20 protein-coding genes are annotated in these 23,128 nt (G+C 66.4%); 3 read left to right on the top strand and 17 right to left on the bottom strand.

Going from position 1 to position 23,128, the window contains the following annotated elements; all coding sequences use genetic code 11:
• Positions 1 to 215: GWxTD domain-containing protein (locus tag VGQ94_10890; GenBank protein ID HEV2023015.1), on the bottom strand; the 215-nt coding region annotated here is incomplete at its 3' end.
• Between the two features lie 545 nt (positions 216 to 760).
• Here VGQ94_10890 and VGQ94_10885 point away from each other — a divergent pair.
• Positions 761 to 2,104: an efflux RND transporter periplasmic adaptor subunit gene (locus tag VGQ94_10885; protein ID HEV2023014.1), complete on the top strand. Its 1,344-nt coding sequence runs from the start codon at positions 761 to 763 to the stop codon at positions 2,102 to 2,104.
• A gap of 80 nt (positions 2,105 to 2,184) precedes the next feature.
• Entirely contained in the window at positions 2,185 to 2,922 is a 738-nt protein-coding gene (locus tag VGQ94_10880) for an ABC transporter ATP-binding protein (protein ID HEV2023013.1), read from the top strand.
• 100 nt (positions 2,923 to 3,022) lie between these two features.
• Here VGQ94_10880 and VGQ94_10875 read toward each other — a convergent pair whose 3' ends face one another.
• The 16 genes from VGQ94_10875 to VGQ94_10800 form a co-directional block, all read right to left on the bottom strand.
• Entirely contained in the window at positions 3,023 to 4,213 is a 1,191-nt protein-coding gene (locus VGQ94_10875; GenBank protein ID HEV2023012.1) for a penicillin-binding transpeptidase domain-containing protein, read from the bottom strand.
• A gap of 244 nt (positions 4,214 to 4,457) precedes the next feature.
• The gene (gene ftsZ / locus VGQ94_10870; protein ID HEV2023011.1) at positions 4,458 to 5,684 is read right to left on the bottom strand and encodes a cell division protein FtsZ; all 1,227 of its coding nucleotides are present in this window, start codon (positions 5,682 to 5,684) and stop codon (positions 4,458 to 4,460) included.
• Positions 5,685 to 5,741: 57 nt separating this feature from the next.
• On the bottom strand, positions 5,742 to 6,980 hold the full coding sequence (gene ftsA / locus VGQ94_10865) for a cell division protein FtsA (protein HEV2023010.1): 1,239 nt from the start codon (positions 6,978 to 6,980) through the stop codon (positions 5,742 to 5,744).
• 13 nt (positions 6,981 to 6,993) lie between these two features.
• The gene (locus tag VGQ94_10860) at positions 6,994 to 8,022 is read right to left on the bottom strand and encodes an FtsQ-type POTRA domain-containing protein (protein HEV2023009.1); all 1,029 of its coding nucleotides are present in this window, start codon (positions 8,020 to 8,022) and stop codon (positions 6,994 to 6,996) included.
• A gap of 100 nt (positions 8,023 to 8,122) precedes the next feature.
• Positions 8,123 to 9,568: a UDP-N-acetylmuramate--L-alanine ligase gene (murC, locus tag VGQ94_10855; GenBank protein ID HEV2023008.1), complete on the bottom strand. Its 1,446-nt coding sequence runs from the start codon at positions 9,566 to 9,568 to the stop codon at positions 8,123 to 8,125.
• Positions 9,569 to 9,610: 42 nt separating this feature from the next.
• Positions 9,611 to 10,678: an undecaprenyldiphospho-muramoylpentapeptide beta-N-acetylglucosaminyltransferase gene (gene murG, locus VGQ94_10850; protein HEV2023007.1), complete on the bottom strand. Its 1,068-nt coding sequence runs from the start codon at positions 10,676 to 10,678 to the stop codon at positions 9,611 to 9,613.
• A gap of 2 nt (positions 10,679 to 10,680) precedes the next feature.
• Positions 10,681 to 11,772, bottom strand: coding sequence for a putative lipid II flippase FtsW (gene ftsW, locus VGQ94_10845; protein HEV2023006.1), 1,092 nt, complete (start codon positions 11,770 to 11,772; stop codon positions 10,681 to 10,683).
• Positions 11,772 to 13,151, bottom strand: a complete 1,380-nt coding sequence (gene murD, locus VGQ94_10840) for a UDP-N-acetylmuramoyl-L-alanine--D-glutamate ligase (protein ID HEV2023005.1) — start codon at positions 13,149 to 13,151, stop codon at positions 11,772 to 11,774. The genes ftsW and murD overlap by 1 nt, the downstream gene beginning before the upstream one ends.
• Before the next feature lie 115 nt (positions 13,152 to 13,266).
• Positions 13,267 to 14,400 (bottom strand): phospho-N-acetylmuramoyl-pentapeptide-transferase, encoded by a 1,134-nt coding sequence (mraY, locus tag VGQ94_10835; protein HEV2023004.1) that lies wholly within the window; start codon positions 14,398 to 14,400, stop codon positions 13,267 to 13,269.
• Positions 14,401 to 14,425: 25 nt separating this feature from the next.
• Positions 14,426 to 15,838, bottom strand: a complete 1,413-nt coding sequence (gene murF, locus VGQ94_10830; protein ID HEV2023003.1) for a UDP-N-acetylmuramoyl-tripeptide--D-alanyl-D-alanine ligase — start codon at positions 15,836 to 15,838, stop codon at positions 14,426 to 14,428.
• The gene (locus VGQ94_10825; protein ID HEV2023002.1) at positions 15,835 to 17,349 is read right to left on the bottom strand and encodes a UDP-N-acetylmuramoyl-L-alanyl-D-glutamate--2,6-diaminopimelate ligase; all 1,515 of its coding nucleotides are present in this window, start codon (positions 17,347 to 17,349) and stop codon (positions 15,835 to 15,837) included. Before VGQ94_10825 ends, murF begins: the two co-directional genes overlap by 4 nt.
• Before the next feature lie 34 nt (positions 17,350 to 17,383).
• Positions 17,384 to 19,549: a penicillin-binding protein gene (locus VGQ94_10820; protein HEV2023001.1), complete on the bottom strand. Its 2,166-nt coding sequence runs from the start codon at positions 19,547 to 19,549 to the stop codon at positions 17,384 to 17,386.
• Between the two features lie 115 nt (positions 19,550 to 19,664).
• Positions 19,665 to 20,114, bottom strand: a complete 450-nt coding sequence (locus VGQ94_10815; protein HEV2023000.1) for a cell division protein FtsL — start codon at positions 20,112 to 20,114, stop codon at positions 19,665 to 19,667.
• Positions 20,114 to 20,269, bottom strand: coding sequence for a hypothetical protein (locus VGQ94_10810; GenBank protein HEV2022999.1), 156 nt, complete (start codon positions 20,267 to 20,269; stop codon positions 20,114 to 20,116). Before VGQ94_10810 ends, VGQ94_10815 begins: the two co-directional genes overlap by 1 nt.
• Positions 20,270 to 20,462: 193 nt before the next feature.
• Positions 20,463 to 21,380: a 16S rRNA (cytosine(1402)-N(4))-methyltransferase RsmH gene (rsmH, locus tag VGQ94_10805; GenBank protein ID HEV2022998.1), complete on the bottom strand. Its 918-nt coding sequence runs from the start codon at positions 21,378 to 21,380 to the stop codon at positions 20,463 to 20,465.
• Between the two features lie 20 nt (positions 21,381 to 21,400).
• The gene (locus VGQ94_10800) at positions 21,401 to 21,841 is read right to left on the bottom strand and encodes a division/cell wall cluster transcriptional repressor MraZ (GenBank protein HEV2022997.1); all 441 of its coding nucleotides are present in this window, start codon (positions 21,839 to 21,841) and stop codon (positions 21,401 to 21,403) included.
• A gap of 391 nt (positions 21,842 to 22,232) precedes the next feature.
• Here VGQ94_10800 and VGQ94_10795 point away from each other — a divergent pair, with 391 nt between their 5' ends.
• Positions 22,233 to 22,709: a DUF4440 domain-containing protein gene (locus VGQ94_10795; protein ID HEV2022996.1), complete on the top strand. Its 477-nt coding sequence runs from the start codon at positions 22,233 to 22,235 to the stop codon at positions 22,707 to 22,709.
• The last annotated feature ends 419 nt before the right edge of the window (positions 22,710 to 23,128 follow it).

Below are 23,128 nucleotides of genomic sequence, written 5' to 3'. Positions count from 1 at the left end.
GCCTTCCCGGACTGGTAGTGCTCGTTGGCGTAGGCGATGCGCCGGTAGTGCTCTTCCTTGAATTCGTTCTCCACCGTGTCGGGGGTGGGGTCGCGCCGCAGCCAGAACTGCTCGATGAACTGGTCGCGCTCCTCGTCATTGGAGAGTTGCTTGAAGGCCGACATCTCCTCATCGGTGATGATCCAGCGCACGTCCTCGTCCAGCCAGCGCTTCATCTCCTTGCTCAGCTCTTGTTTGAGGGCCTTCTCGTTGGCCTTGCGCTTTTTCTCGGTCAGGGGGCGCTTCAGAGGATCTTCCTGAGGGTTGGAGGGTTGGGCACTGGGGGTCTGGGGGTCAGAGTTCTGGGCCAGAAGCAGGCTCCCAGACAGGAAAAGAGCCCAGGCACCCAGGAGAAGAAAACCACGAAAACCGGGCCGGCGCATGAACAGAAAGACGCTCCTAGCGGGAAAATAGATGCCTTGATTCTAGGTTGTTTTGCAGGTCGAAGCAAGCTCTAAAGTCAAGGTTTCTAGTCGCTTCCCTCCCTCGGGCGGGCCGTGGGGCGCGGGGGTCCGCCGGGACCAGCCGCGCCCCTCCGCCGAAGGCACAGGGCTTCGCGATTTCAGCATCCAGCAGCTATAATCTCCGGGACACGGAACAAGGCAGGAGCGAGACCCGCGGCGGGCGTCAAGGCCGCGCGGGCCTCGAAACTTTTGGCCCGGCCCCAACGTATCAGTCTCAAAGGGTGCTGCGGCCCAGGTTCGGAGGCGGATTCAGTTCCATGAGCTGGAAGAAGATTGCAATCATCGGCGGCGTAGTGGTGGTGGTGGTGACCATTGTGGGCTTCACCGTCCAGCAGAGCCAGAAGAACGTGGTCGAGGTGCAGATCGGCAAGGTGGAGCGCCGCGACCTCTCCTCGACGGTAACCGCGTCGGGCGAGATTAAGCCCAAGACCTTCGTCAACATCAGCGCCAATTCCTTCGGACGCATCCTCAAGCTCTACGTGCATGAGGGCGAGCGGGTGAAGCGGGGCCAGTTGCTGGCCCAGTTGGAGAATGTGCAGTCGGCCTCCGACGTGGCCGCCATGCGCTCTTCGCTCGAAGCCACGCGCACCGACGCGGTGGCGGCCGACGCCGGCTACTCCCGCAGCAAAGCCGACGCCGAGCGCACCAAGCTGGACTGGGAGCGCGCCGAGGGCCTGTACAAGCAGGGCTTGATCCCCAAATCGGAATACGACTCGCGCAACGCCGCTTATGCCTCCGCGGCCGCTGCCTTGGCGCAGACCAAGGCGCAGCGCGAATCCGCACAGGGCCGCGTGGGCCAGGCCCGCGCCACCCTCACCGGGGCCTCCGACCGTTTGAGCAAGACCAGCTACGTCGCTCCTTTTGACGGCGTGATCACCAACTTGCCGGTGCGCGAGGGCGAGAACGTGGTCATCGGCATCCAGAACGCTCCCGGAAGCACCCTGATGACCATCGCGGACCTTTCCGTGATCACGGCCGAGGTCAAGGTGGACGAGACCGATATCGTGAACGTCAAGCTGGGCCAGCCGGCCGAGGTCACCATTGACGCCATCCCCAACAAGGTCTTCGCTGGCAAGGTGACGGAGATCGGCAACAACGCCATCATCCGCTCCACCGGCATCTCCACCCAGCAGACCACCGTGGGCAGCCAGGAGGCCAAGGACTTCAAGGTGGTGGTCACGCTGGACAACCCCCCGGAGAACCTGCGGCCCGGGCTCTCCACCACCGCCAAGGTCACCACCGCCACCAAGACGGGCATCCTGGCCATCCCCATCCAGGCACTGACCATCCGCAGCGAGGACGAGCTCAAGGCGGCTTCGGAGAAGGACAAGGGCTCGGTGCAGGCCGCCGCCGCCCCCAAGGCCGGGGACAAGAAGAAGGAAGAGATCCAGGGGGTCTTCCTGGTAGGCACCGACAAGAAGGCCAAGTTTGTGAAGGTGGAGACGGGCATCACCGGCACCACCGACATCGAGGTAGTCAGCGGACTGAAGGACGGCGACGAGATCGTCACCGGCAGCTACAAGGTGTTACGCACGCTGCGCAACGGCGCCGGCGTGAAGAAGGAGAAGGTGGAAGCCAAGAAAGAGGGATCGGCCTCATAACCTTACCGCCTCCCGAGCGTCTAATGCGGGAGCGTCAAGCCGGCCCCGGATTCGGACAGGAAATGAGCCAGGAGAAAACGATGTCCACACCAGTCGCCGACCTCAGCCAACGTACCCCGACCGCGCCCCCGTCCTCCTGCATGATCTGTACGGAAGACCTGTGGAAGACCTACGAAATGGGCGCGGAGGAGGTGCACGCGCTGCGGGGCGTGAACCTGCGCATCGAGCGCAACGAGTACGTGGCCATCATGGGGCCCTCGGGCTCGGGCAAGTCCACGCTCATGAACCTGATCGGCTGCCTGGACACGCCCAGCAAGGGCCACTACTGGCTGAACGGCAACCTGGTGAGCGAGCTGGATGACGACGAACTGGCGCGCATCCGCAACAAGGAGATCGGCTTCGTCTTCCAGACCTTCAACCTGCTGGCCCGGGCCACCGCACTGCACAACGTGGAGCTGCCCCTCATCTACAACGGCACGCCCTCGGCCGCGCGCCTGGAGCGCGCCAAGGAAGCGCTGGGGCTGGTGGATCTGCAGGACCGCATGATGCACAAGCCCAACGAGCTTTCCGGCGGCCAGCGGCAGCGCGTAGCCGTGGCCCGTGCCCTGGTGAACCATCCCTCCATCATCCTGGCCGACGAGCCCACCGGCAACCTGGACTCGCAGACCGGCGAAGAGATCATGCAGCTCTTCGACCGCCTACACCAGCAGGGCAACACCATCATCCTGGTCACCCACGAGCACGACATCGCCGAGCACGCCCACCGCGTGGTCCACATCAAGGACGGGTTGGTGGGTTCGGACGAGAAGAAGCGCTAGCTCCGGCAGCCGCGCTTTCTTGACCTTTTCCTCGACAGCACAAAAGGCCTCCTTCTGGAGGCCTCTTTTCTGAAATACGGACGGCGAACGCGGATTGCTTCTACTGCGTGGCCATGGGCTTCACCGGCTGGGCAGCGGCGAAGAAGCTGTGGTCGTAGAGGTTGCGGTAGATGCGGCCGGCGATCTCCGCGGCCTTGGGGCCGAAGGTAGGCCGCCCACCGCGCAGGAACACCACCAGCACGATGCGTCCGGCGTCGGTGTTGGCGTAGGAGGCGAACCAGCCGAAGCGGGTACCGTTGTTGGAGCAGGTCCCGGTCTTGCCCAGCACTTCTTCCTCGCTGAAGTTGTAGCGCACGCTGCGAGCGCTGCCGAATTGCGTCGCTCCCAGCATGCCTCCATGGAGTTCGGGGATGAGCGGCGCGATGTCGAGCTGCCGCTTGACCTTGGGGCGGAAGGCGGCCGCTGCTTCCAGCGTCTGCGGATGCTGCAGGTAGAAGAGCGTTCCGCCGTTGGCGATGGCGGAGACCAGCGCCCCCAGTTGCAGCGGCGTCATGGAGATGCTCTCGCCGTAGGAGCACATCTTGGCCACGCCACCCAGCTTCGCCGGCAGGGGCTCTTCCGGAAAGGCGCCCAGGTGTTCGCCCTGGATGTTATAGCCGGCCAGCTCGCCCAGTCCGAACTGCCGGGCGTAGGAACTCACCCGCTCGAAGCCCAGCTTGCGTCCCAGCTCCTCAAAATAGGTGTTGTTGGAGATGGCGATGGCGCGGGTCATGTTCATGCTCCAGCGCCGGCGCCCGCGGCCCAGGGTCAGCTCCGTATCCGAATCCACGATCTTCTCGTTGAGCGCGGCCAGCGCCACCGCCAGCTTGAAGGTGGAGCAGGGTTGCGCGCCCTCCGACAGCGCCAGCCTCTGGTTGACCATGGCCAGCACGCGGCCGTTCAATGGATCGATGGCCACCACGGTGCCGTTCATGTTGCCCAGGGCCTCGACGGCCGCCGCCCGCACCACGGGGTTTTCGCCCGCGGTGGCGTCGCCGGAGGTCACATCGTCGGAAAAGGAGCTGGTGTAGAAGCGCTCATAGTGCCTACGACCAGGCCGGCGGCGCCGGTGGCTCACCACCCGGCGGCTGTGGCGCAGCCCGCGCATGCGCTTCTGCGCCGACGGGCTCTCACTGATCTGTGATTTCGAACTCTTAGCCGGCGTCCGCGAGGCGGCCCACGCCCCCGCGGTGAGAATCATCCCCGCCAGCAACATCAGAAGGCCTTGCAGGATTACTGCGCGCTTTCTCATCAACCCCCACACCCGGAGTCGGCCTGGGATGGCCACACTTTCACTCATTCGATGGGACACCGCTGTTCGCAGGAAATCCCCAGAAGCTGCTGGGATACTAAGGGGTTACTACCGGGTTAGCAACCGTAAACTGCCCCCGGATCAAGTAACTAAAGGCCCTGCCCCGGTGAGCCGATGACCCGGGCCTCATCGGGAAAGCAGATTCCTCCCTGCGCTCGGGATGACAGCCTTACCGTAGGTTGCGTTACTTGGCGTCCCCCCGCTTGCGGATGAAGGCGGGGACGTCGAGGTCGTCCTGCGACACGTCACGCAGGGAGTCCTTCACCGCCTCGAGCGACGGGGTCTCGCGCTGCACCGGGGGGACCTGGGGCCGGGCCACAGGATGGAGCGAAGGCCGCCCCGCCATGCCGGGCGAGGGCGTATAGCCCGAGGAGGTGCGAGCGGTAGAGATGGCCGCCGCCGCCGAGGAGACCACGCGCTCCCGCCGCGGCGGATGGTCGGTCTTGAAGCCTGTGGCGATGACCGTGATCTTGACCTCGTCCTTCATCTTCTCGTCCTGCACGGCGCCGAAGATGATGTTGGCGTCCTCGTGGGCGGCGCTCTGGATGATGGTGGAAGCCTCGTTCACCTCCGCCAGCTTCAAAGTGCTGGAGCCGGTGATGTTGATAAGGATGCCGCGGGCGCCGTCGATGGCCCCGGCCTCCAGCAGCGGCGAGGCGATGGCCCGCTGCGCTGCGTCCACGGCCCGGCGCTCACCTTTGGCCGTGGCCGTGCCCATCACCGCATAGCCCATGCCGGCCATGATGGCCTTCACGTCGGCGAAGTCGCGGTTGATGATGCCGGGGATGGTGATGATGTCGGAGATGCCCTGCACGCCCTGGCGCAGGATGTCGTCGGCGATGCGGAACGATTCGAAGAACCCGGCGTTCTGCGCCACGCCCAGCAACTTCTCGTTGGGGATGACGATGACGGTATCCACCGAGTCCACCAGCTCGGCCAGGCCGCGCTCCGCCTGCTGCGCGCGCCGGCGGCCTTCGAAAGCGAACGGTTTGGTGACCACGGCTACGGTCAGCGCTCCCATCTCGCTGGCCAGGGAGGCGATGATGGGCGCCGAGCCCGTCCCGGTGCCGCCGCCCAGTCCGGTGGTGACGAACACCATGTCCGCGCCTTCCAGGGCCTCGATGATCTTGTCCGTGTCCTCGAGCGCGGCCCGCCGGCCGATCTCCGGGTTGGCGCCCGCGCCGAGGCCGTTGGTGAGCTTGACGCCCAATTGGATCTTCACCGGCGCCTGCGACATCTGCAGCGCCTGCAGGTCGGTGTTGGCCACCACGAACTCCACGCCCTCCAGATGGGCGCTGATCATGCGGTTGACGGCGTTGCCGCCGCCGCCGCCCACGCCGATCACCTTGATCCTGGCGTTGCTGCGCGGGTCCTCGTGGAACTGGATGCGGATGTCGCTCGGATCGCTCATGTCAGCCGTTTGTTCTCCTCTCCTCGCACTATAACCCGACTTTCTAAACCGCCAACCTCAAAATCCGCCATGGCCGTTCACCCCGTTGCGGGAAAACAAGGAGCGCAGCCGGGCTCCGAATCCCTGCTGCTGCGGTCCCCGAGCCAGGTAAGCGCGGTGGCCGTAGAAAATCATGCCCACGGCGGCGGCAAACTCCGCTTCCGCCAGCGTGGAGGGCATCTTGGAGATGGCTGCGGGCACGGCCAGCCGCGCCGGTCGCCGCAACAGGCTCTCGGTGAGCTCCGGCATCCCGCTCAGGCGGGCGCCGCCGCCGGTCAGCACAATGCCGGCTACGCACAGGTCCAGCGCGCCGGCGTGGCGCAGGTTGTCGCGCAGCATCTCCAGCAGCTCCTGGGCGCGGGGCTCCAGGATCTCCGCCAGGGAGCGCTGCGGCATGAGGCGCGGCTGGCGATCGCCCACCGCCGGGACCTCGATCTCATTGCCCTCGGGGACCTGCGCCACCAAGGCGCTGCCGAAGCCGCGCTTGATCTTCTCCGCCTCGGCCAGTGGGGTGCGCAGGCCCACGGCCACGTCGTTGGTGAAGTGGTCGCCGCCGATGGGGATGACCGCGGTGTGCACTACCGAGCCCTCGTGCAGCACCACCACGTCGGTGGAGCCCGCGCCGACGTCGGCTAGGCAGACGCCCAGCTCGCGCTCGTCGGACTTGAGGATGGCGTCGGCCGAGGCCAGCGGCTCGAAGACCGTGTTGTCCACGTGGATGCCGGCGCGGTTGAGCGCGCTCACCACGTTCTGGGTGGCGGTGGAGGCCGCGGTTACCACGTGCACCTTCACCTCCAGCTTGGAGCCCATCATCCCGGCGGGATCGCGGATGCCCTCCTGGTCGTCGAGGATGAACTGCTGCGGCAGCAGGTGGATCACCTCGCGGTCGGCGGGCAGGGCGATGGCCCGCGCCTTCTCCACCGCGTGGCGGATGTCCTCGCGCGTGATCTCCCGGGCGCGTCCGCCCAGGCTGATGCCGCCGCGGCTGTTGACCCCGCGGATGTGCGTGCCCGCCAGCCCCACCAGGGCGTGCTCCACGTTGACTCCGGCCATGGCTTCGGCCTCGTCCACGGCGCGCTTGATGGAGGCCACCGCCTTCTCCAGATCCACAATCAGTCCGCGGCGCGAGCCTCGGGACTCGCTCACCCCGTGGCCGCGATAGCGCAGCCCGCTCTCCGTGATCTCCGCCACCAGGGCGCAGGTCTTGGCGCTGCCTACGTCAATCGCGGTCAGAAGATATGACTCTGGCTTTCCCATGGCCCCTAGGTCTTCACTTTCTCTTCCTGCTCTTGGCTGCGCGGCGCGCGGGAGCCGCCGGCTTGGGCACCGCCTTCTCCGCCGCGGGCGTGGCCCGATGGGTATCCGGATTCACGATGACCTGCCGGTCGTAGCGTAGGTCCACCGACTCCAGCTTCTGGAACTGCTGCCGCCACTCTTGCACATGCGCCAGGTACACCTTGTAGCGGGCAAGGAAGTTGCCGGAGCCCAGGTGCACCAGCACCGCGCCCACCGGGTCGGCCACCGTGACCTTCGCGTCGTCGGTATCCGAGAGGTCCACCTCGCTCAGTCCGGCGGAGTAGCTGCCGCCCTCGGAATCGAGCTCCCGCACCAGCGTGTTGTAGATCTTCATGCGCGCGGCGCGGGTGGAGAGCGGCTCCGCGTCGCCCATCCCGGCGGTCACCGGGAAGGAATACTTCTTCTGCTTGCCGGAAGGCAGCTCCACGATCACGCCGTTCGAATCAATCAGCGAGATCTTCGATCCAATCTGCACGAAAGCCACCGGCGTGCGCTCCCGGATCTCCACCTTCACCCGGTTGGGGAGCAGACGCATGACCGTAGCCGACTCCACCCAGGGAATCTCTTCCAGTTGCTTCTTGCGCTCCTCGAGCGGAAGGGAAAACACGTTGTGGCCGATGTCGCCGGCGAAGAGCTCGAGCACCTGCGCCCGCGGCACGTTGGCCGCTCCGGTGACTTCCAGGTTGTCGCGGGATTCCAGGCGGAAGCGCCAGGACTTGACGCCGTAGCGGTAGGTCCAAGCAGCGGCCAGGCCCACCAGTCCCAGCACCAGCAGCGCGGCGAAGGCCCACTTCAGGCGGCTGGCGGCCTTGCGAGGCAGCGGTCCGCGGCGCACCGGGACGCGCTTCTGCCCGCGCAGGAAGGGTGATTCCTCTTCTTCGTCGAGGGAGATGCGCCGCTCGGACTCTAATTCCTCGGCCAGCGGCTCTTCCTCTCGCGCGACACGGGTGCGCGGCCGGGTCTGCTCCTTTTCCCGCGTCGGATACCAGTCTTCTCGCGCCATTGTTCCGTGGACGGTGCCGCGGAATCGCCTCGACCACTATAGCCGCTTTTCGAAAGTTTGCAGATAACGAACTAACAAACCTGTGGAAGTTCTGGAAGGGTCAGGAGCGGGAGGTCGCGCCCTTTACCGCCGCCGCCGAGCGCTCATTAGCCGCAGAGCGCTGGCCGAGTCTTTCGAGGATCTGCGGACCCAGGTGGGAGACGTTCCCTGCCCCCAGCGTCAGCACCATGTCGCCGGAGCGGGCGAGCTTCGAGACGGCGTCCGCCGCGTCGGCGAACGATGCCACGTACACGGCGGCCTTGCCGCCGCTTTCCTGGACGCGTCGGGCCAGGGCCTCGCCGGTCACGCCGGGGATGGGCGCTTCGCTCGCGGCATAAACGTCGAGCACGAAGACGGAGTCGGCGTCGGCGAAGGCGGTGGCGAAGTCGTCGAGCAGGAGCTGGGTGCGGGTGTAGCGGTGCGGCTGGAAGACCACATGGACGCGCTGGTATCCGCACTCGCGCGCCGCCGCCAGCGTGGCCCGGATCTCCGTGGGGTGGTGGCCGTAGTCGTCGATCACGGTGACGCCCTCGACCGAGCCCTTGGATTGGAAGCGGCGGTCCACGCCGCGGAAGTGCGCCAGCGCCTCGCGGATCTTGTCCGGCGGGACGTCCAGGCCGATTCCCACGGCCACTGCCGCGGTGGCGTTGAGCACGTTGTGCGCGCCGGGCACGTGCAGATCGAAGTCGCCCAGAGACTTCCCACGATAGCCAACCGAGAAGCGGCTGCGCGGCCCATCGCTTCCCTCCCCTCGGCCCCGCGGCCCGCAGTTCACACAGAAGTCCGAGTCCGGGTGCGTGCCGTAGGTGACGGCGCGGCGGGTAAGGCGCGGCAGCATGCCGCGCAGGCGTTCGTCATCGTGGCAGATCACCACCATGCCGTAGAACGGAACGCTCTCCATGAACTGCTCGAAGACGCGCACTACGTCGTCCATGTCGCGGTAGCAGTCCATGTGCTCGCGGTCGAGGTTGGTGACCACGGCGAGAATGGGCGAGAGCTTCAGGAAGGAGCGGTCGCTCTCGTCGGCCTCGGCCACTAGGTACTGCGACTTACCCAGGCGGGCGTTTGAGCCCATGGCGTCCACCCGCCCGCCGACCACTACCGTCGGGTCGAGGCCTCCCGCGGCCAACACCGCCGCAATCATCGAAGTGGTCGTGGTCTTGCCGTGCATGCCGGCGACGGCGATGCCGTACTTCAGCCGCATCAGCTCCGCCAGCATCTCCGCGCGCTGGATGACGGGGACGTGGCCGCGGCGGGCCTCGGCGACCTCTGGGTTGTCGCGCGCAATGGCCGAGCTGGTCACCACGACCTCAGCCCCAGCGGTATTCTCCGCGCGATGGCCTTCGAAAACAGTAGCACCCAGCTGCGTCAGCCGCTCCGTGACCGGCGAGAGCTTCAGGTCGGAGCCAGAGACCTTATACCCGAGGTTCAGCAGCACCTCGGCGATGCCGCTCATGCCAATGCCGCCGATGCCCACGAAGTGTACGCGTTGGATTTTGGCGAACATTAACTAGTTCTCAGTTCTCGGTTCTCAGTTGCCAGTTAAACCCTATTGCTTTGCGACCCCAGCCAGCTTCGCCGCCATCGCCGCCACTGCCTCGGCCGCGTTGGGGCGAGCCAGCCTGCGCGCTGCGGCGGCCATTTCCCCAAGCCGCTTTTTGTCGGCAAGAAGCTCGCCGACGGATTTCACCAAACGCACCGAGGTCAACTCCGCCTCCGGGATCAGCACCGCGGCTCCCGCCTGTGCCAGCGCCTCGGCGTTGCGGCGCTGATGGTCGTCGGCGGCGCGCGGAAAGGGCACGAAAATCGCCGGCTTCCCTGCTGCCGCGACCTCCGCCACGGTGGACCCCCCTGAGCGGCACAGCAGCAGGTCGGCGCGAGCGAACGCCTCCGGCATGCGGTCAATAAAGGGAGTCACTTCCGTGGAAATCCCCGACTGCGAATAGGCGGCTTGCACCTGATTATAGTCGCGCTCCCCGGTCTGATGGAGGACGCGCCAACCGGCCTGCTTCAGCGCTGCGGCGGACTCCATCATCACCCGGTTGAGCGCCCCAGCGCCCTGGCTGCCGCCAAAAACCAGCAGCGTAGGAGGCGCGTCCGCCGGCCGCGGCGCGATCGCGAAAAACTCCTTGCGCACCGGGACGCCAGTGACTTCCGCGTTGCGAAAGAAGCGGCGCGTCTCCTCGAACTGCACGGCGGCCGCCGAGGCCCAGCGTGCCACCTTGCGATTGGCGAAGCCGGGAACAAAGTTCGGCTCGAAGAGCAGGGTAGGCACGCCCGCCATCTCCGCCGCCAGCACGGCCGGGCCGGAGGCGTAGCCGCCGACGCCGATGACCACATCTGGGCGGAACTCGCGAAGGATCCGCCGAGAGCGCAGGACGGCGCCCGGCAACTGCCAGAGCGTGCTCAGCCGCGTGGCGAAGCCGACGTTCTTGAGCGCGCCTACTTCGATGAGGTCCAGCTCGAATCCGGCGGCGGGAACAAGCTTGGTCTCGATGCCGCGCGCCGTGCCTACAAACTTGATGTCGGCCGAATGGCGCGCCCGCAGTTCCTGGGCGATGGCCAGGGCCGGGATGACGTGCCCGCCAGTGCCTCCGCCCGCCAGAATCACGCGCATGGCTAGTCCGTGTGCTGGGTGATGTTCAATAAGACACCGACGCTGGCCAGGGTGACGAACAGCGACGAGCCTCCATAGGAGAGGAAGGGCAGTGGGATGCCCTTGGTGGGCAGCAGCCCCAGCACCACGCTCACGTTGAGGAAGGCCTGCACCACCACCATGGCGGTGACGCCCGCGGCCAGGAAGCGCGCGAAGGGGTCGCGAGTGAGCGCCGCCGTCCGCATCCCCCGGTACAGGAAGATGGTGAACAGGGCGAGCACGGCGAGCGACCCGATCAGTCCCGTCTCCTCGGCCACCACGGCGAAGAGGAAATCGGTGTGGGGCTCGGGCAGGTAGAAGAGCTTCTGCTTGCCTTCCATCAATCCCACGCCGCCCACGCCGCCCGTGCCCACCGCGATCAGCGACTGGATGATGTGGAAGCCGCGCCCCTGCGGGTCGGAATAGGGGTTGAGGAATGCGAGAATGCGCTCGTAGCGCCATTGCACGCGGAAGATGAGGAAATAGAGCGGGACCAGCGAGGCGGCGAAGGCGTAGGCGAAGTAGCGCAGCCGCATACCCCCGACGAACAACAGGCAGGCGGTGATGGCCACCACCACCATGGCCGTGCCCAGGTCGGGCTGGATGACGATAAGTGAGGCGAAGATCACGGTGGGGATGACGGCCGGCAGCAGGGTGCCGCGCCAGTCGTTGATGGCGCGGGTGCGCGTCTCCAAAAAGTAGGCGAGGAAGAGGATGATCGCCGGCTTGGCCAGCTCCGAGGGCTGGAAGGAGAGCGCGCCCAGGCGGATCCAGCGATGCGTGTTGTGGGAGCGGTCGAGGAAGAGCACCGCCACCAGCAGCGCCGTGGTCACGCCTAAGAGCGAAAAGACCACCGCCGGATGCTTGTAGCGGCGATAGTCGAAGTTCATGGCCACCACCATGGCCGTCAATCCGGCAGTGGCCCAGGCCAGCTGGCGCAGCAGGAAGGTGTAGGGCGAATCGAAGCGCTCCTGGGCCACGACGGCGGAGGCGCTGAAGACCATCACCAGTCCGCTGAACACCAGCAGCAGGGTGACGGCGAAGAGTGTCTTGTCCACACTGACGCGCTTGGCCATCAGTGCGACCCCGCCTTGGCGGCTTCGCGCGCCGCCAAGGCCGCGACCGCTTCCTTGAAGACGCGGCCGCGGTGCTCATAGTTCTCGAACTGGTCGAAGCTGGCGCAGGCCGGGGCCAGCAGCACCACGTCCCCGGCTACAGCGGCCTCCGCCGCCCCGCGCACCGCGACTTCCAGCGTCTCCGCGCTCACAATCTCGCAGGCGCCCTGGATCTGCGATGCGATCTTCTGCGCCGCCGCTCCGATGGTGTACACGCGCCGCGCCCGCTCTTTGAGCAGCGCGCTCAGCACGGAGTAGTCGCTGCCCTTGTCCTTCCCGCCCAGGATGATGTGGATGCCCGAGGGGAACGACTCCAGCGCCTTGAGGGTGGCGTCCACGTTGGTGGCCTTGGAGTCGTTGTAGTACTCCACGCCCTGGACCTTGGCGACGAACTCCAGGCGGTGCTCCACCGCCTTGAACTCCTGCACGGCGCGGCGGATGCGGTGGCGCTCGCAGCCCACCAGGCGGCCGACGCACACCGCCGCCAGCACGTTCTCCAGGTTGTGCGCGCCCTTCAGCGGGATCTCGGAGACGGGCATCACCTCCTGCTCGCCCTCATCGTCCTTCCAGAAGATCTTCCCATCCTTGACGTAGGCGCCGCTCTTGACCTCGCTCGAGCGGCTGAACCAGCGGATCTGCGCCCGGATGTGGCCGGCGAGCTCCAGGCTTGTCTTGTCGCCGGCGTTGAGCACGGCGAAGTCGCTCTCCCGCTGCTGCTCGAAAATGCGCGCCTTGGCGGCCACGTAGGCGTGGAAGTTGGGGTGGCGGTCGAGGTGGTCGGGCGTGATGTTCAGGATGACGGCGATTTCGGGATGGAAGGACTCGATGGTCTCCAACTGGAAGCTCGAGACCTCGAGCACGTTGTAGGTGTCGGGGGTGGACTCTTCCACCAGGGAAATGGCGGGAGTCCCGATGTTGCCGCCCACCAGGGTCTCGTAGCCGCCCATGGAGATCACTTCCCCGGCGAGGGTGGTGGTGGTGGTCTTGCCGTTGGAGCCGGTGATGGCCACCAGGTGGCCCTTGAGGAAGCGCGAGGCCAGCTCGATCTCCCCGATGACGGGCACGCCCTGAGAGCGCGCCTGGTCAATCTGCGGCACGTCCGCGGGAACGCCGGGACTGAGGACGATCAGGTCCTGGTCGCGGAAGGTGCGCTCGCCGTGGCCTCCGCTCTCCACCGTGATGCCCTGGTCGAGCAGGGCCGGGATCTCCTGGCGCAACTGCTCCTCGGCCTTGGCGTCGGACACGGTGACCCGCGCGCCGCGGGCCTGGAGAAAAAGCGCCGCCGCCACGCCGGACTTTCCCAGTCCGACTACGAGGATGCGTTTGCCTTTGACGTCCATTAGATCCACGGTCCCTGTCCGGGTCGGAGACCCGGCCCTACACAATCTTGCGACACAATCCTGCTAAACAATCCTGCACTACTCCCGCCGCCATTGTGCCACGAGTTCGGGAGGCTCAGCGCAGCTTCAGCGTGGTGAGAGCAAAGAGTGCAAACACCAGGGAGGCGATCCAAAAGCGCACGATGATCTTCGACTCCGACCATCCCAGCAGCTCGAAGTGGTGGTGCAGGGGAGCCATCTTGAAGATGCGCTTCTTGCGCGTCTTGTAGGAGGCCACCTGCAGGATGACGGAGAGCGCCTCGATCACGAACACGCCCCCGACGAAGGGCAGCAACAACTCCTGCTTGATGATGACCGCCACCGTGCCGATGGCTCCGCCCAGGGCCAGCGAGCCCACGTCGCCCATGAAGATCTCCGCCGGATGCGCGTTGTACCAGAGGAATCCGATGCTGGCCCCCACCATCGCCCCGCAGAAGATGGTCAGCTCGGCCACCTGCGGGATGCGCTGCAGCTCCAAGTACTCGGCGAAGACGGCGTGCCCGCTGACGTACGTCAGCACCGCCAGCGCCCCCGCGGCGATGACGGTGCAGCCGATGGCCAGGCCGTCCAGGCCGTCGGTCAGGTTGACGGCGTTCGACGAGCCCACGATCACCACCGCCACGAAGAGGATGAAGGGCAGGAAGGCGATCGGCCACAGGTGCGGCTTGTCCAGCAGCTGCGGGATGACCAAGTCCGGCCGGAAGCTCTTGAAGAAAGGCACGTTCATTTGAGTGGAGTAGTCGCCCCGCGCCCGCAACAGGACCAGGACCACGGCCAGCACCACGCTGGTAAGGATCTGCAGCATCAGCTTGGTGCGCCCGGTGAGGCCGAGGTTGCGGTGGTGTGTCACCTTCAGGTAGTCGTCGGCGAAGCCGATAGCGCCGAAGGCCAGGGTGGAGAGCACCGCCAGCCAGATGAACTTGTTGGAGAGATCGGCCCACAGCAGCGTGGGCACCACGATGGCGATGACGATCAGCACCCCGCCCATGGTGGGCGTCCCCGCCTTCTGGTGATGTCCCTTGGGGCCGTCCTCGCGGATGTACTGGCCGACCTGGAATTCGCGCAGCCGCTGCACCACCAGCGGACCCACGATCAGTCCCAGGAACAACGCCGTCAGGCTGGCGAAGGCGGTGCGGAAGGTCAGATAACGGAAGATGCGGAAGGGGCTGAAGTGCTCGAACAGCACCTGATAGAGCAGCCAGTAGAGCAATCTTCCTCCGTGTCCGCTTGCGGACTTACTTCCCTGCCTTCACCGTTGTGCGTCGCGCCTGCCATGCCGCGAGCGCGCGCTCCAGCCGCACGCCGCGCGAAGCCTTCAGCAGCACCGCGTCGCCCGCGCGCGTGTTCTGCGCCAACCACTCCCCGGCTTCCTCGGGCGTTTCCACAAACTGCGCTTCCAAACCTTCCTGTTTCGCCGCTTCCACCAGGAAGCGCGCGGCGCCGCGCACGCCCACCAACCGGTGAATGCCGCGCCCGGCCATGCGGCGGCCGCATTCGCGATGCAGTTGCTCGCCCGCCGGACCCAGTTCCAGCATCTCCCCGGCCACCACGATGCGGCGCTTGGCGGCCATCCCGGCGAGCGCGTCCACCATGGCGTTCAGCGCCTTGGGATTCGAATTGTAGCAATCGTCGATGACGGTCACTCCCTCGAGCTCCGTCACCTGCCCGCGCTGGGGCGAAGGGGTGAGCGTGCCCAGCGCCGCCGCGGCGTCGGCCAGCGGCATGCCCGTCTGCCCGCCCAGCAGAGGCTGGATGGCCACCGCCACCGCCGCCAGAGCGTTCGAGATATTGTGCCGCCCCAGCAGAGGCAGCACCGCCTTCTGGCGTGCGCTGCCGGCCACGATCTCGAACGCCGAGCCCTGCGCTCCGCGCTCCTCGATGGCGTCGGCGCGGACGTCGGCGGGATGCTCCAGGGCGTAGCTCACCACCCGCCCGTGAAAGTCGCGGCCGAACTGCGAGACGTACTCGTCGTCCGCGTTGAGCACCGCCGTGCTTCCGCCCGGAAGTCCGGCGATCAGCTCGTACTTGGCGCGCGCAATCTCCGCCACCGAGTGGAAGAATCCCAGATGCACGGGCGCGACGTTGGTCACCAGACCCAGGTTGGGCTGCGCCATGCGCGCCAGCGCCGCGATCTCTCCGGCGCGCGACATGGCCAGCTCCAACACCGCCACTTCGTGCTCCGACTCCAGCCGCAACAGTTGCAGCGGCAATCCGAAGTGGTTGTTGAGGTTACCCTCCGACTTCATCACGCGGTAGCGCCGGCCGAGGACATGGGCGATCGCGTCCTTGGTGGTGGTCTTGCCGGCCGAGCCGGTCACTGCCACCAGCGTCTTGCCCCAGGCGCGGCGGACCGAGGCACCCAGCGCCTGCAGGGCGGCCAATGTGTCGTCTACCGCTAACAGCTTGGGACGGAGGGCTTCGAGATAGCGGGCGAGTTGCTGGTGGCTGACGACCGCCGCCACCGCGCCGTGCTCCAGTGCCGCTTCCACAAAGTCGTGGCCGTCCAGCTGCTCGCCTCGCACGGCGAAGAACAGGTCGCCCGAAACCAGCGTCCGCGAATCGATGGAGTAGCCGGAGGCAACCGCCTTCCCGTCCACTGCTCCCTTGGCGGAGAGCAGCTCCGAAACGCGCTCGAGCGTGAGCTTCACGGCTTGCTCCCTGGCGCGGCGGCCGCGACATCCGTCATATAGCCGGCCTGGCGCAGCGCCAGCCGGGCCACTTCCACGTCCTCGAAGGGCGCGGAGCCCTGGCGCGTGACCTGGACCTTCTCGTGTCCCTTGCCCGCGATCAGGACGATGTCTCCCGGCTTCGCCTCGCGCACCGCCAGGGCGATGGCCAGCCGGCGGTCGGGCTCCACCGTGTGGCGCGTCCCCGTGGCCTCCAAACCCGGCAGCGCGTCCCGGAGGATGGCGGTGGGGTCTTCGCTGCGGGGATTGTCGGAGGTGAGGACGACGAAGTCGCTGCCACGCCCGGCGGCTTCGGCCATCAGCGGACGCTTGCTGCGGTCGCGGTCGCCGCCGCAGCCGAATACGGTGATCACCCGGCCGCGCTTGCCCCCGAGCGACTCCCGCGCCAGGGCGGTCAGGTTGCGCAGCGCGTCGTCGGTGTGGGCGTAGTCCACGATGACCAGGAACTCCTGTCCGCATTCCACGCTCTCGAAGCGTCCGGGGACGCGCCGCAGATCCCAGGCGCCAACAGCGATGGCATTCAGCGAGCACCCGCGCGCCTGGGTTGCGGCTGCGGCAGCGAGGATGTTGTACACGTTCACCTTTCCCACCAGCGGAGACTCGATTGACACCGGCCCCGCCGGCGTCCGCATCTCAAAGCGCAGGCCGCGCGCGCCCAGTTCGATCCGCTCGGCCGAGAAGTCGCCGCGCCCCAGGCCATAGGTCAGCACCTTGGAGCCGCGCGCCTGGCTCAAGGGCAGAAGCCGGGCACCGTACTCGTCCTGCAAGTTGAGGACGGCCACCCGAGGCGGCGGCGCGCCCGAGCCTTCGAACAATCTCTGCTTGGCCTGGAAGTAGCTCTCCATGTCGTGGTGATAGTCCAAATGGTCGCGAGTCAGGTTGGTGAATACAGCCACATCAAAGGGCATACCGAAGACGCGCTCCTGCGCCAGCGCGTGCGAGGAGACCTCCATCACCGCCTCGCGCGCGCCCGAGCCCGCGGCTTCCGCCAGCAACTGGCTCAGCTCCAGCGGCTCCGGAGTCGTATGAGGCGCGGGCAGCGTCTTGCCTGCGACGTGATACTCCACCGTGCCCACCAGCACGCTGGAGCGTCCCGCCGCCGCCAGCATGGATTCCATTACAAAGGACGCCGTAGTCTTGCCGTTTGTTCCCGTGATGCCGGTAAGGCTCATCTTGCGCTCGGGATGTCCCAGGAAGTTGGCGCTCAGGATGGCCAGCGCTCGCCTTCCCTGCGCCACCCGGGCCCAGCCCAACCCCGGCCGGGGCTGGGAGTCCGAATCCGTCACCACGGCCGCGGCGCCTGCCGCTATGGCGGCTTCCACATAGCGGTTGCCGTCGGTGGTCTCGCCCCGCATGGCCACGAAAACCTGTCCCGGGCGCACCCGGCGGGAGTCATACTCCACCCCGGTGATCTCCGGATTTCCGCTCTGGCTGAGGGTTTCAGCGCCTTCGAGCGCTTCCAGGAAGGTCATGGCCACCCGATTATAGACAGCCTGCGCCGCGTCCTTAGCGGGCGAAGCGCACCGCCACTCGCGCTCCCGCGGGGATGCGCGTCCCCGGCGGCGGCGCCTGCGCGCGTGCTACGCCGCTGCCAATCACTTCCAACTCGATGCCCGACTCCTGCGCCAACTCGATGGCTTCCCGCAGCGGCTTGCCGATGAGCGAGGGCACCACCACGCCGCCTTCCACGTCCAGCACCACGGTGCCGTTCGAGGACGGAGCCACGGACGCCTGGAGCGGAGGAGAAGCCGGCGCCGGCGGCAAAGCCTGCGCGGTGTGGACGGCGGCGGGAAGCAGCTTGGCGTTCGCATCTTTGGCCGGCGCGGCGGCGGGCGCGGCCGCGACCTGCGTTTCGGGAGCGGGCTGACTTTCGGCCTGCGGAAGATCCCAGCCCAGGCGGTCGGACGAGCCCTCGGCGACCTCGGCGTCGTCCACCTTGGCCGCGGCCTGCAACAGCTCGCGGTTGCGCATGCTGCGCGGCTCCACGTCGTGGGGCACGTTGAGATAGGCCAGCACCTGTTGGGTGACGCGCTGGAAGACCGGCGCCGACACCTGCCCGCCCTCGTGCGGCCCCACCGGCGAATCCAGGATCACGGCCACCGTGATTGCCGGGTTGTTCACCGGGGCGAAGCCGACGAAGGTAGCCACATACTTCCAGCGAGAGTAGGACCGGGTGGCGGGATCGATCTTCTGCGCCGTGCCGGTCTTGCCGCCGACGGTGTAGCCATCGAGGATGGCGCGGCGCCCGGTGCCCTCGAGCACCACGCGCTGCATCGCCTTCTTCATCTCCGCCGCGGTCAGGGGCGAGATCACGCGCCGGCCGCTGGCGGGGTGGAAGCTTACGTTCTCCAGCGGCGTCCCCGGCGCGGTGACATCCGCCACCATGCGCGGCGGCATGCGCATGCCGTCGTTGGCGATGGTCGAAACCATGGAGACCAGCTGCACCGGCGTGATCCCGATCTCCTGGCCCATGGAGATTGCGCCGATGGAGACCTTGGACCAGCGGTTCACCGGCCGGGCCAGGCCGCGCGTCTCTCCCGGCAGCTCCACTCCGGTCTGCGAGCCGAAGCCGAAGGCCCGGATGTAGCGGTCAAAGCGCTCCTCACCCAGGCGCAGCCCCAGCTTGATGGCTCCGACGTCGCTCGAATAAATGAGGATCTGCGGCACGGTCAGCATCCCGAAGGCCTTGTGGTCGCGGATGCGCACCCCGCTGAGCGTGATGGAGCCCATCTGGCAATCGATGAGTTCGTCGGGCCGGGTGAGCTTTTCCTCCAGCGCCGCCGCCAGGGTCACGATCTTGAAGGTGGAGCCGGGCTCAAAGACGTCGCTCACCGCGCGGTTCTTCAGCGCCTCTGGCGCCGCCTTCTGGAAGGTATTGGGATTGAAGGTGGGGCGGCTGGCCAGGGCCAGGATCTCCCCGGTGTGCGGGTTCTCCACGATGATGGTTCCGGACTCGGCGTGGGTCTGCTGCATGGCCGCTTCCAGCTCGCGCTCGGCAATGTACTGGATCTTCTCGTCCAGCGTCAGCACCAGGCTCTGACCCGGCTCGGGCTCGCGCTCCACCCGGCCGAACCAGCGGCGGCGGGCGTCGAGCGAGATCAGCATCTTCCCCGGCGCGCCCCGCAGCTTGGCTTCGTAGGAGCGCTCGATGCCGCCCAGGCCTTCGTCGTCCAGGCCCACGTAGCCCAGCGCCTGCGCCGCCAGATCCCGGTTGGGATAAAAGCGCTTCGACTCCTTCTGAAAGTAGATGCCGCGCAGGTTGAGCGCCCGGATGCGCTCGCTGGTGGGAGCGTCCAGCTTGCGCGCGATCCAGCAGAAGGCGCGCGAGGACTTCAGGCGGGTGAGGATTTCCTCGGAATCGGTGCCCAGGACGTTGGCCAACAGGGTGGCGGCGGTGGCCTGGTCGGGGATCTCGCTGGGCACGGCGAACACCGAGTCCACGCGGACCGACATGGCCAGCTCCTGGCCGTTGCGGTCGTAGATGACCCCGCGCTTGGGCGCGACCTCGATGGTGCGCTGCTGCTGGCGTTGGGCGCGCTGCGCAAACTCGCCGTAGTCGACGACTTGGAGTTGCACCAGGCGGCCGACGATGGCCAGCACCCAGAAGCACAGCATCCCTACCAGCAGGTACAGCCGCTGCGGTTGGCCGTTGGCCGGAGTGCCGGTTACCATGCTCTGCACCAAGATGAAGATGGCGGCCCGGATTGGCGGGCCGCCATGCTCTCGAACCAGCCTCGGACTCTGGTTGAAGTCAGACTGGAATCGCTTTGCTTTTCAGCAAACCTATTTACTGCGCCCCGGCGGTCCCGGGGGCCGTCGCCCGCGCCAGCTCCGGCGTGTTGCTATCCAGCACCGGCTCCAGGCGCTGTACCTGGCCCGCCTGAGGCGAGCCCAGACCCATCTGCCGCGCCAGGGCGTCGATACGCTCCGGACTGCGCAGGGAGGCGTCCTCCATCTGCAGCGCCCGGTTCAGTTCGCCCAACGAGTCGCGCTGCGACTTCATGGCCTCGATGCGGTATCCGTACTCGACCGCGCTGAAGTGCTGCCAGGCGTACACCATCACCAGCAGGAACAGCACGCAGGCGGCGGCGAAGAACTGCGCCATCTCCCGGTTGCGCCGGTGGTCGGCCACCGCCACCAGCCGCGAGTTGTCGATGGGCTTGAAGAAATAGATCTCCGGGGTGCCGCCGCGCGGCAGGCGCCTCGGACTCGCGGCCGCCAGAGCCGGGGCCGCCATCAAGCCACCTCGAACAGCTGGTCGGCGTAGCGGGACTGGTACGCGTAGGTGGCGTGCCTGTCCACCCGCACCGGCAGCTGCTGTACCTCCTGGGACCGCGCTTCCACGCGCTCCACGTTCTTCATCAGATCCTCGATCAACGTTCCTGTGTACATCGCCTTTCACCTCCGTCTTTCTCCCTGCCAAACCCTACCGGGGCGACATCGAATCGGTAGGTTGTGCTGCCTCCGCCGCGCCTTGCGGCCCGCCGGAGACCCCAGGTGGGGAGTTTCGCCCTTGTCAGAGAGGACGATGCCGCCCCGGAAGCCCTGTTCCCGCCCGAAGGCGGGGAAACTTTTTGCGGCCCGTCTACAGTCGCTCCGCCGCTCGCAGCTTCACGCTGCGGGCCCGCGGGTTGCGAGCGACCTCTTCGGCTCCCGCCGTTACCGGCTTGCGCGTCAGCACCCGGTAGAGGCCCTGTTTCGCGCCCTCGCGCAGGGCGTCTTTTACCCTGCGGTCCTCCAGCGAGTGGAAGCTCAGGATCACCAGCCTTCCACCCCGCTTGAGCACCCGGGGCGCCGCTTCTAGCAGCGCCTCCAGGTCTTCCAGCTCTTGGTTTACGAAGATTCGGATTGCCTGAAAGGTGCGCGTCGCGGGATGCAATCGCCCGGATTTCATTGGCCGGGCAGCGGCCGATATGACTTGTGCTAGATGAGCGGTACTTCTTATCGGCCGCGCCCGAACAATGGCTCTGGCGATTCTCCGCGACCTCCTTTCATCACCGAATTCGTAAATCACATCGGCAAGATCACTCTCGCCCATGCGATTTACCACTTGTTCGGCGGTGCGCTCGCTGTGCGGGTCCATCCGCATGTCCAGCGGGCCTTCCGCCTGAAAGCTGAATCCCCGCGCCGCGTCCTTGAGCTGCAGTGAACTCATCCCCAGGTCGGCCAGCAGCCCGTCGGCCGAAGCCTCCGGGAGCAGCTGTTCCAGTCCGGCGAACGAGCCTTGCTCCAGCCTGACCTCCGGCCAATCTTCCCCGGCCGGGGCCAGACGCGTACGCGCGATCTCCAGTGCCTGCGGATCCTTATCGACGCCAATCAAACGTCCCCGTGCGCCCAGGCGTCTTGCGATTTCTAAGCTGTGCCCGCCCAGGCCCACGGTGGCGTCCAGATAAGTACCGCCACCCTGGATAGCTAAAAAGCCGATCGCTTCTTGTAAAAGAACCGAAGCATGGCCAACTTCCTCTTCCCTGCCATGCCCGCCCCGCTCGGGGGCGTCTCCCAAATCCCCAAACTCTTGCGCCACTAGATGCCCAGTTCGTCGAGTGTCTTCTCATCCTCGGCCGTGAACGGGTTCTCTGCCATCTCCTTGCGGAACGCTTCCATGTTCCGCACTTCCAGGTGGTTCAGCATGCCTAGCACCGCCACTTCCCCCTTCAACTGCGCGTCCTGGCGCAGCAACGAGGGCAGCAGCAGACGGCCCTGGCCGTCGATCTCCACCGCCTGGCCGTAGTAGTTGGTGCGATTCAAAAGCTTCTTCTTGGCGGGGTTGAAGTTCGAGAGGCGCGCCAGCTTCTCCTCGATGCGCTGCCATTCCTCGAAGGGGTAGACCTGCGCCCGCTGCCCGTCCACGCTGGTGATGTAGAAGTCCTCGCCGTACTTCTCCTCGATCACGCGCTTGAACTCCGCCGGGACCTTGAGCCGGCCCTTTTCGTCGACCCGGGTTGGATGGTTGCCGCGAAACATGGTTTTTTCCCCGTCTTCCGGGGTCCTTCCGGCTGCGATGAGCCGCTATCACTCCTGCCAGGGAGGCGAACGCCGTGAGTACCTCCGCTGCACTTGGTTCATTGGCGTCGTTATTTGGGGTTTTCTTCTTCATTCCCTGGTACTATGCCGCTCCAGAAACGAAGGCCCTAAACGCCTTGAAACCCTTGAGTGCCGACCACTTTGGGCCACTAAGTTCCACATCCTACACCCAAGTCGTTGACTGTCAATATGTTTTTTAAAGGTATTAGGCGCCCCACCAGCCTGGGCAGCCAAAGCGCGAGGACTCGCGCTTCCCTTCCCCGCGACCACTAGGAATGGGGTTTACTTGGCTGGTGCGCCCGTAATACTGTGCTTCAGCCTAGGAGTCCCGATGAAGACCTTAGTGAGAATTGTAGGCTTTTCCCTGCTCTTGGCGGGGGTGGCGGTGCTGTCCTATTCCGAGGGGCGGCAGCACGAGCGCGACGAAGCGGAGCTGATGCGCACCGATCGCGACTTCGAGCGGGTCACCGCCGAGCGCGGCGCCGCCGGCTTCGCCTCCTTCTTCGCCGAGGACACGGTCATCATGCGTGACCAGCCCGTGGTCGGGCCCAAGGCCATCGAGGAGGCGCGCAAGCCCTTCTTCGCCACTCCCGGCAACCGCCTGCAGTGGAAGCCGACCGAGGCGGAGTCCGAGCGCGACCTGGGCTGCACCCTGGGCCGCTACCAGATCACCCGGGTGGACGAAAAGGGAGAGAAGACCATCAGCCACGGGACTTACTTGACCGCCTGGCGCCGCCAACCGGACAAGTCCTGGAAGGTGATCTTTGACGGCGGCATGCCCGACCCGCCGACAGCGGCCAAGCCGTAGCCAACGCCGCTCCGGATATAATGTCGCCCTAATGGCGTTCGCCTAGAAGCGCTGCCGGACTCGAGAACTGGGATTCCGGGGCGGAAAAGTAAGGGCGGAGGACGCCCCATTTGACAACGCCCGACCGTGGGCATAATGTCGATATGAGTGAGCAGTTTCTCTCCCTCTTCAGGTCCTCTGAACTAAGTCAGCCTATCTGAAGTCCTCCCTCTTAGACGCACCCCGGGCCGTGAGTGGCCGTGGTTTCTTATAATTCATCCCCTGAGAACGCTGGCCTATGAACTGGTCGTGGCGCCCTTCGTGCGACTCTGGCGGAGGGGACTGGGAGGCAGGCCCGCTCCCGCCCCGCAAAGTTCCAGCCGTGGCGGCTCCGGGCAGCAACGGGAACGGCGGTTCCGGCACCGCGGCCCGATCAAGGA

This window comes from Terriglobales bacterium, assembly GCA_035937135.1.
Classification (GTDB): Bacteria; Acidobacteriota; Terriglobia; order Terriglobales; family Acidobacteriaceae; genus DASYVL01.
Note: the sequence above shows the minus strand (reverse complement) of the source record. Positions and strands in the feature narration are given on the sequence as shown.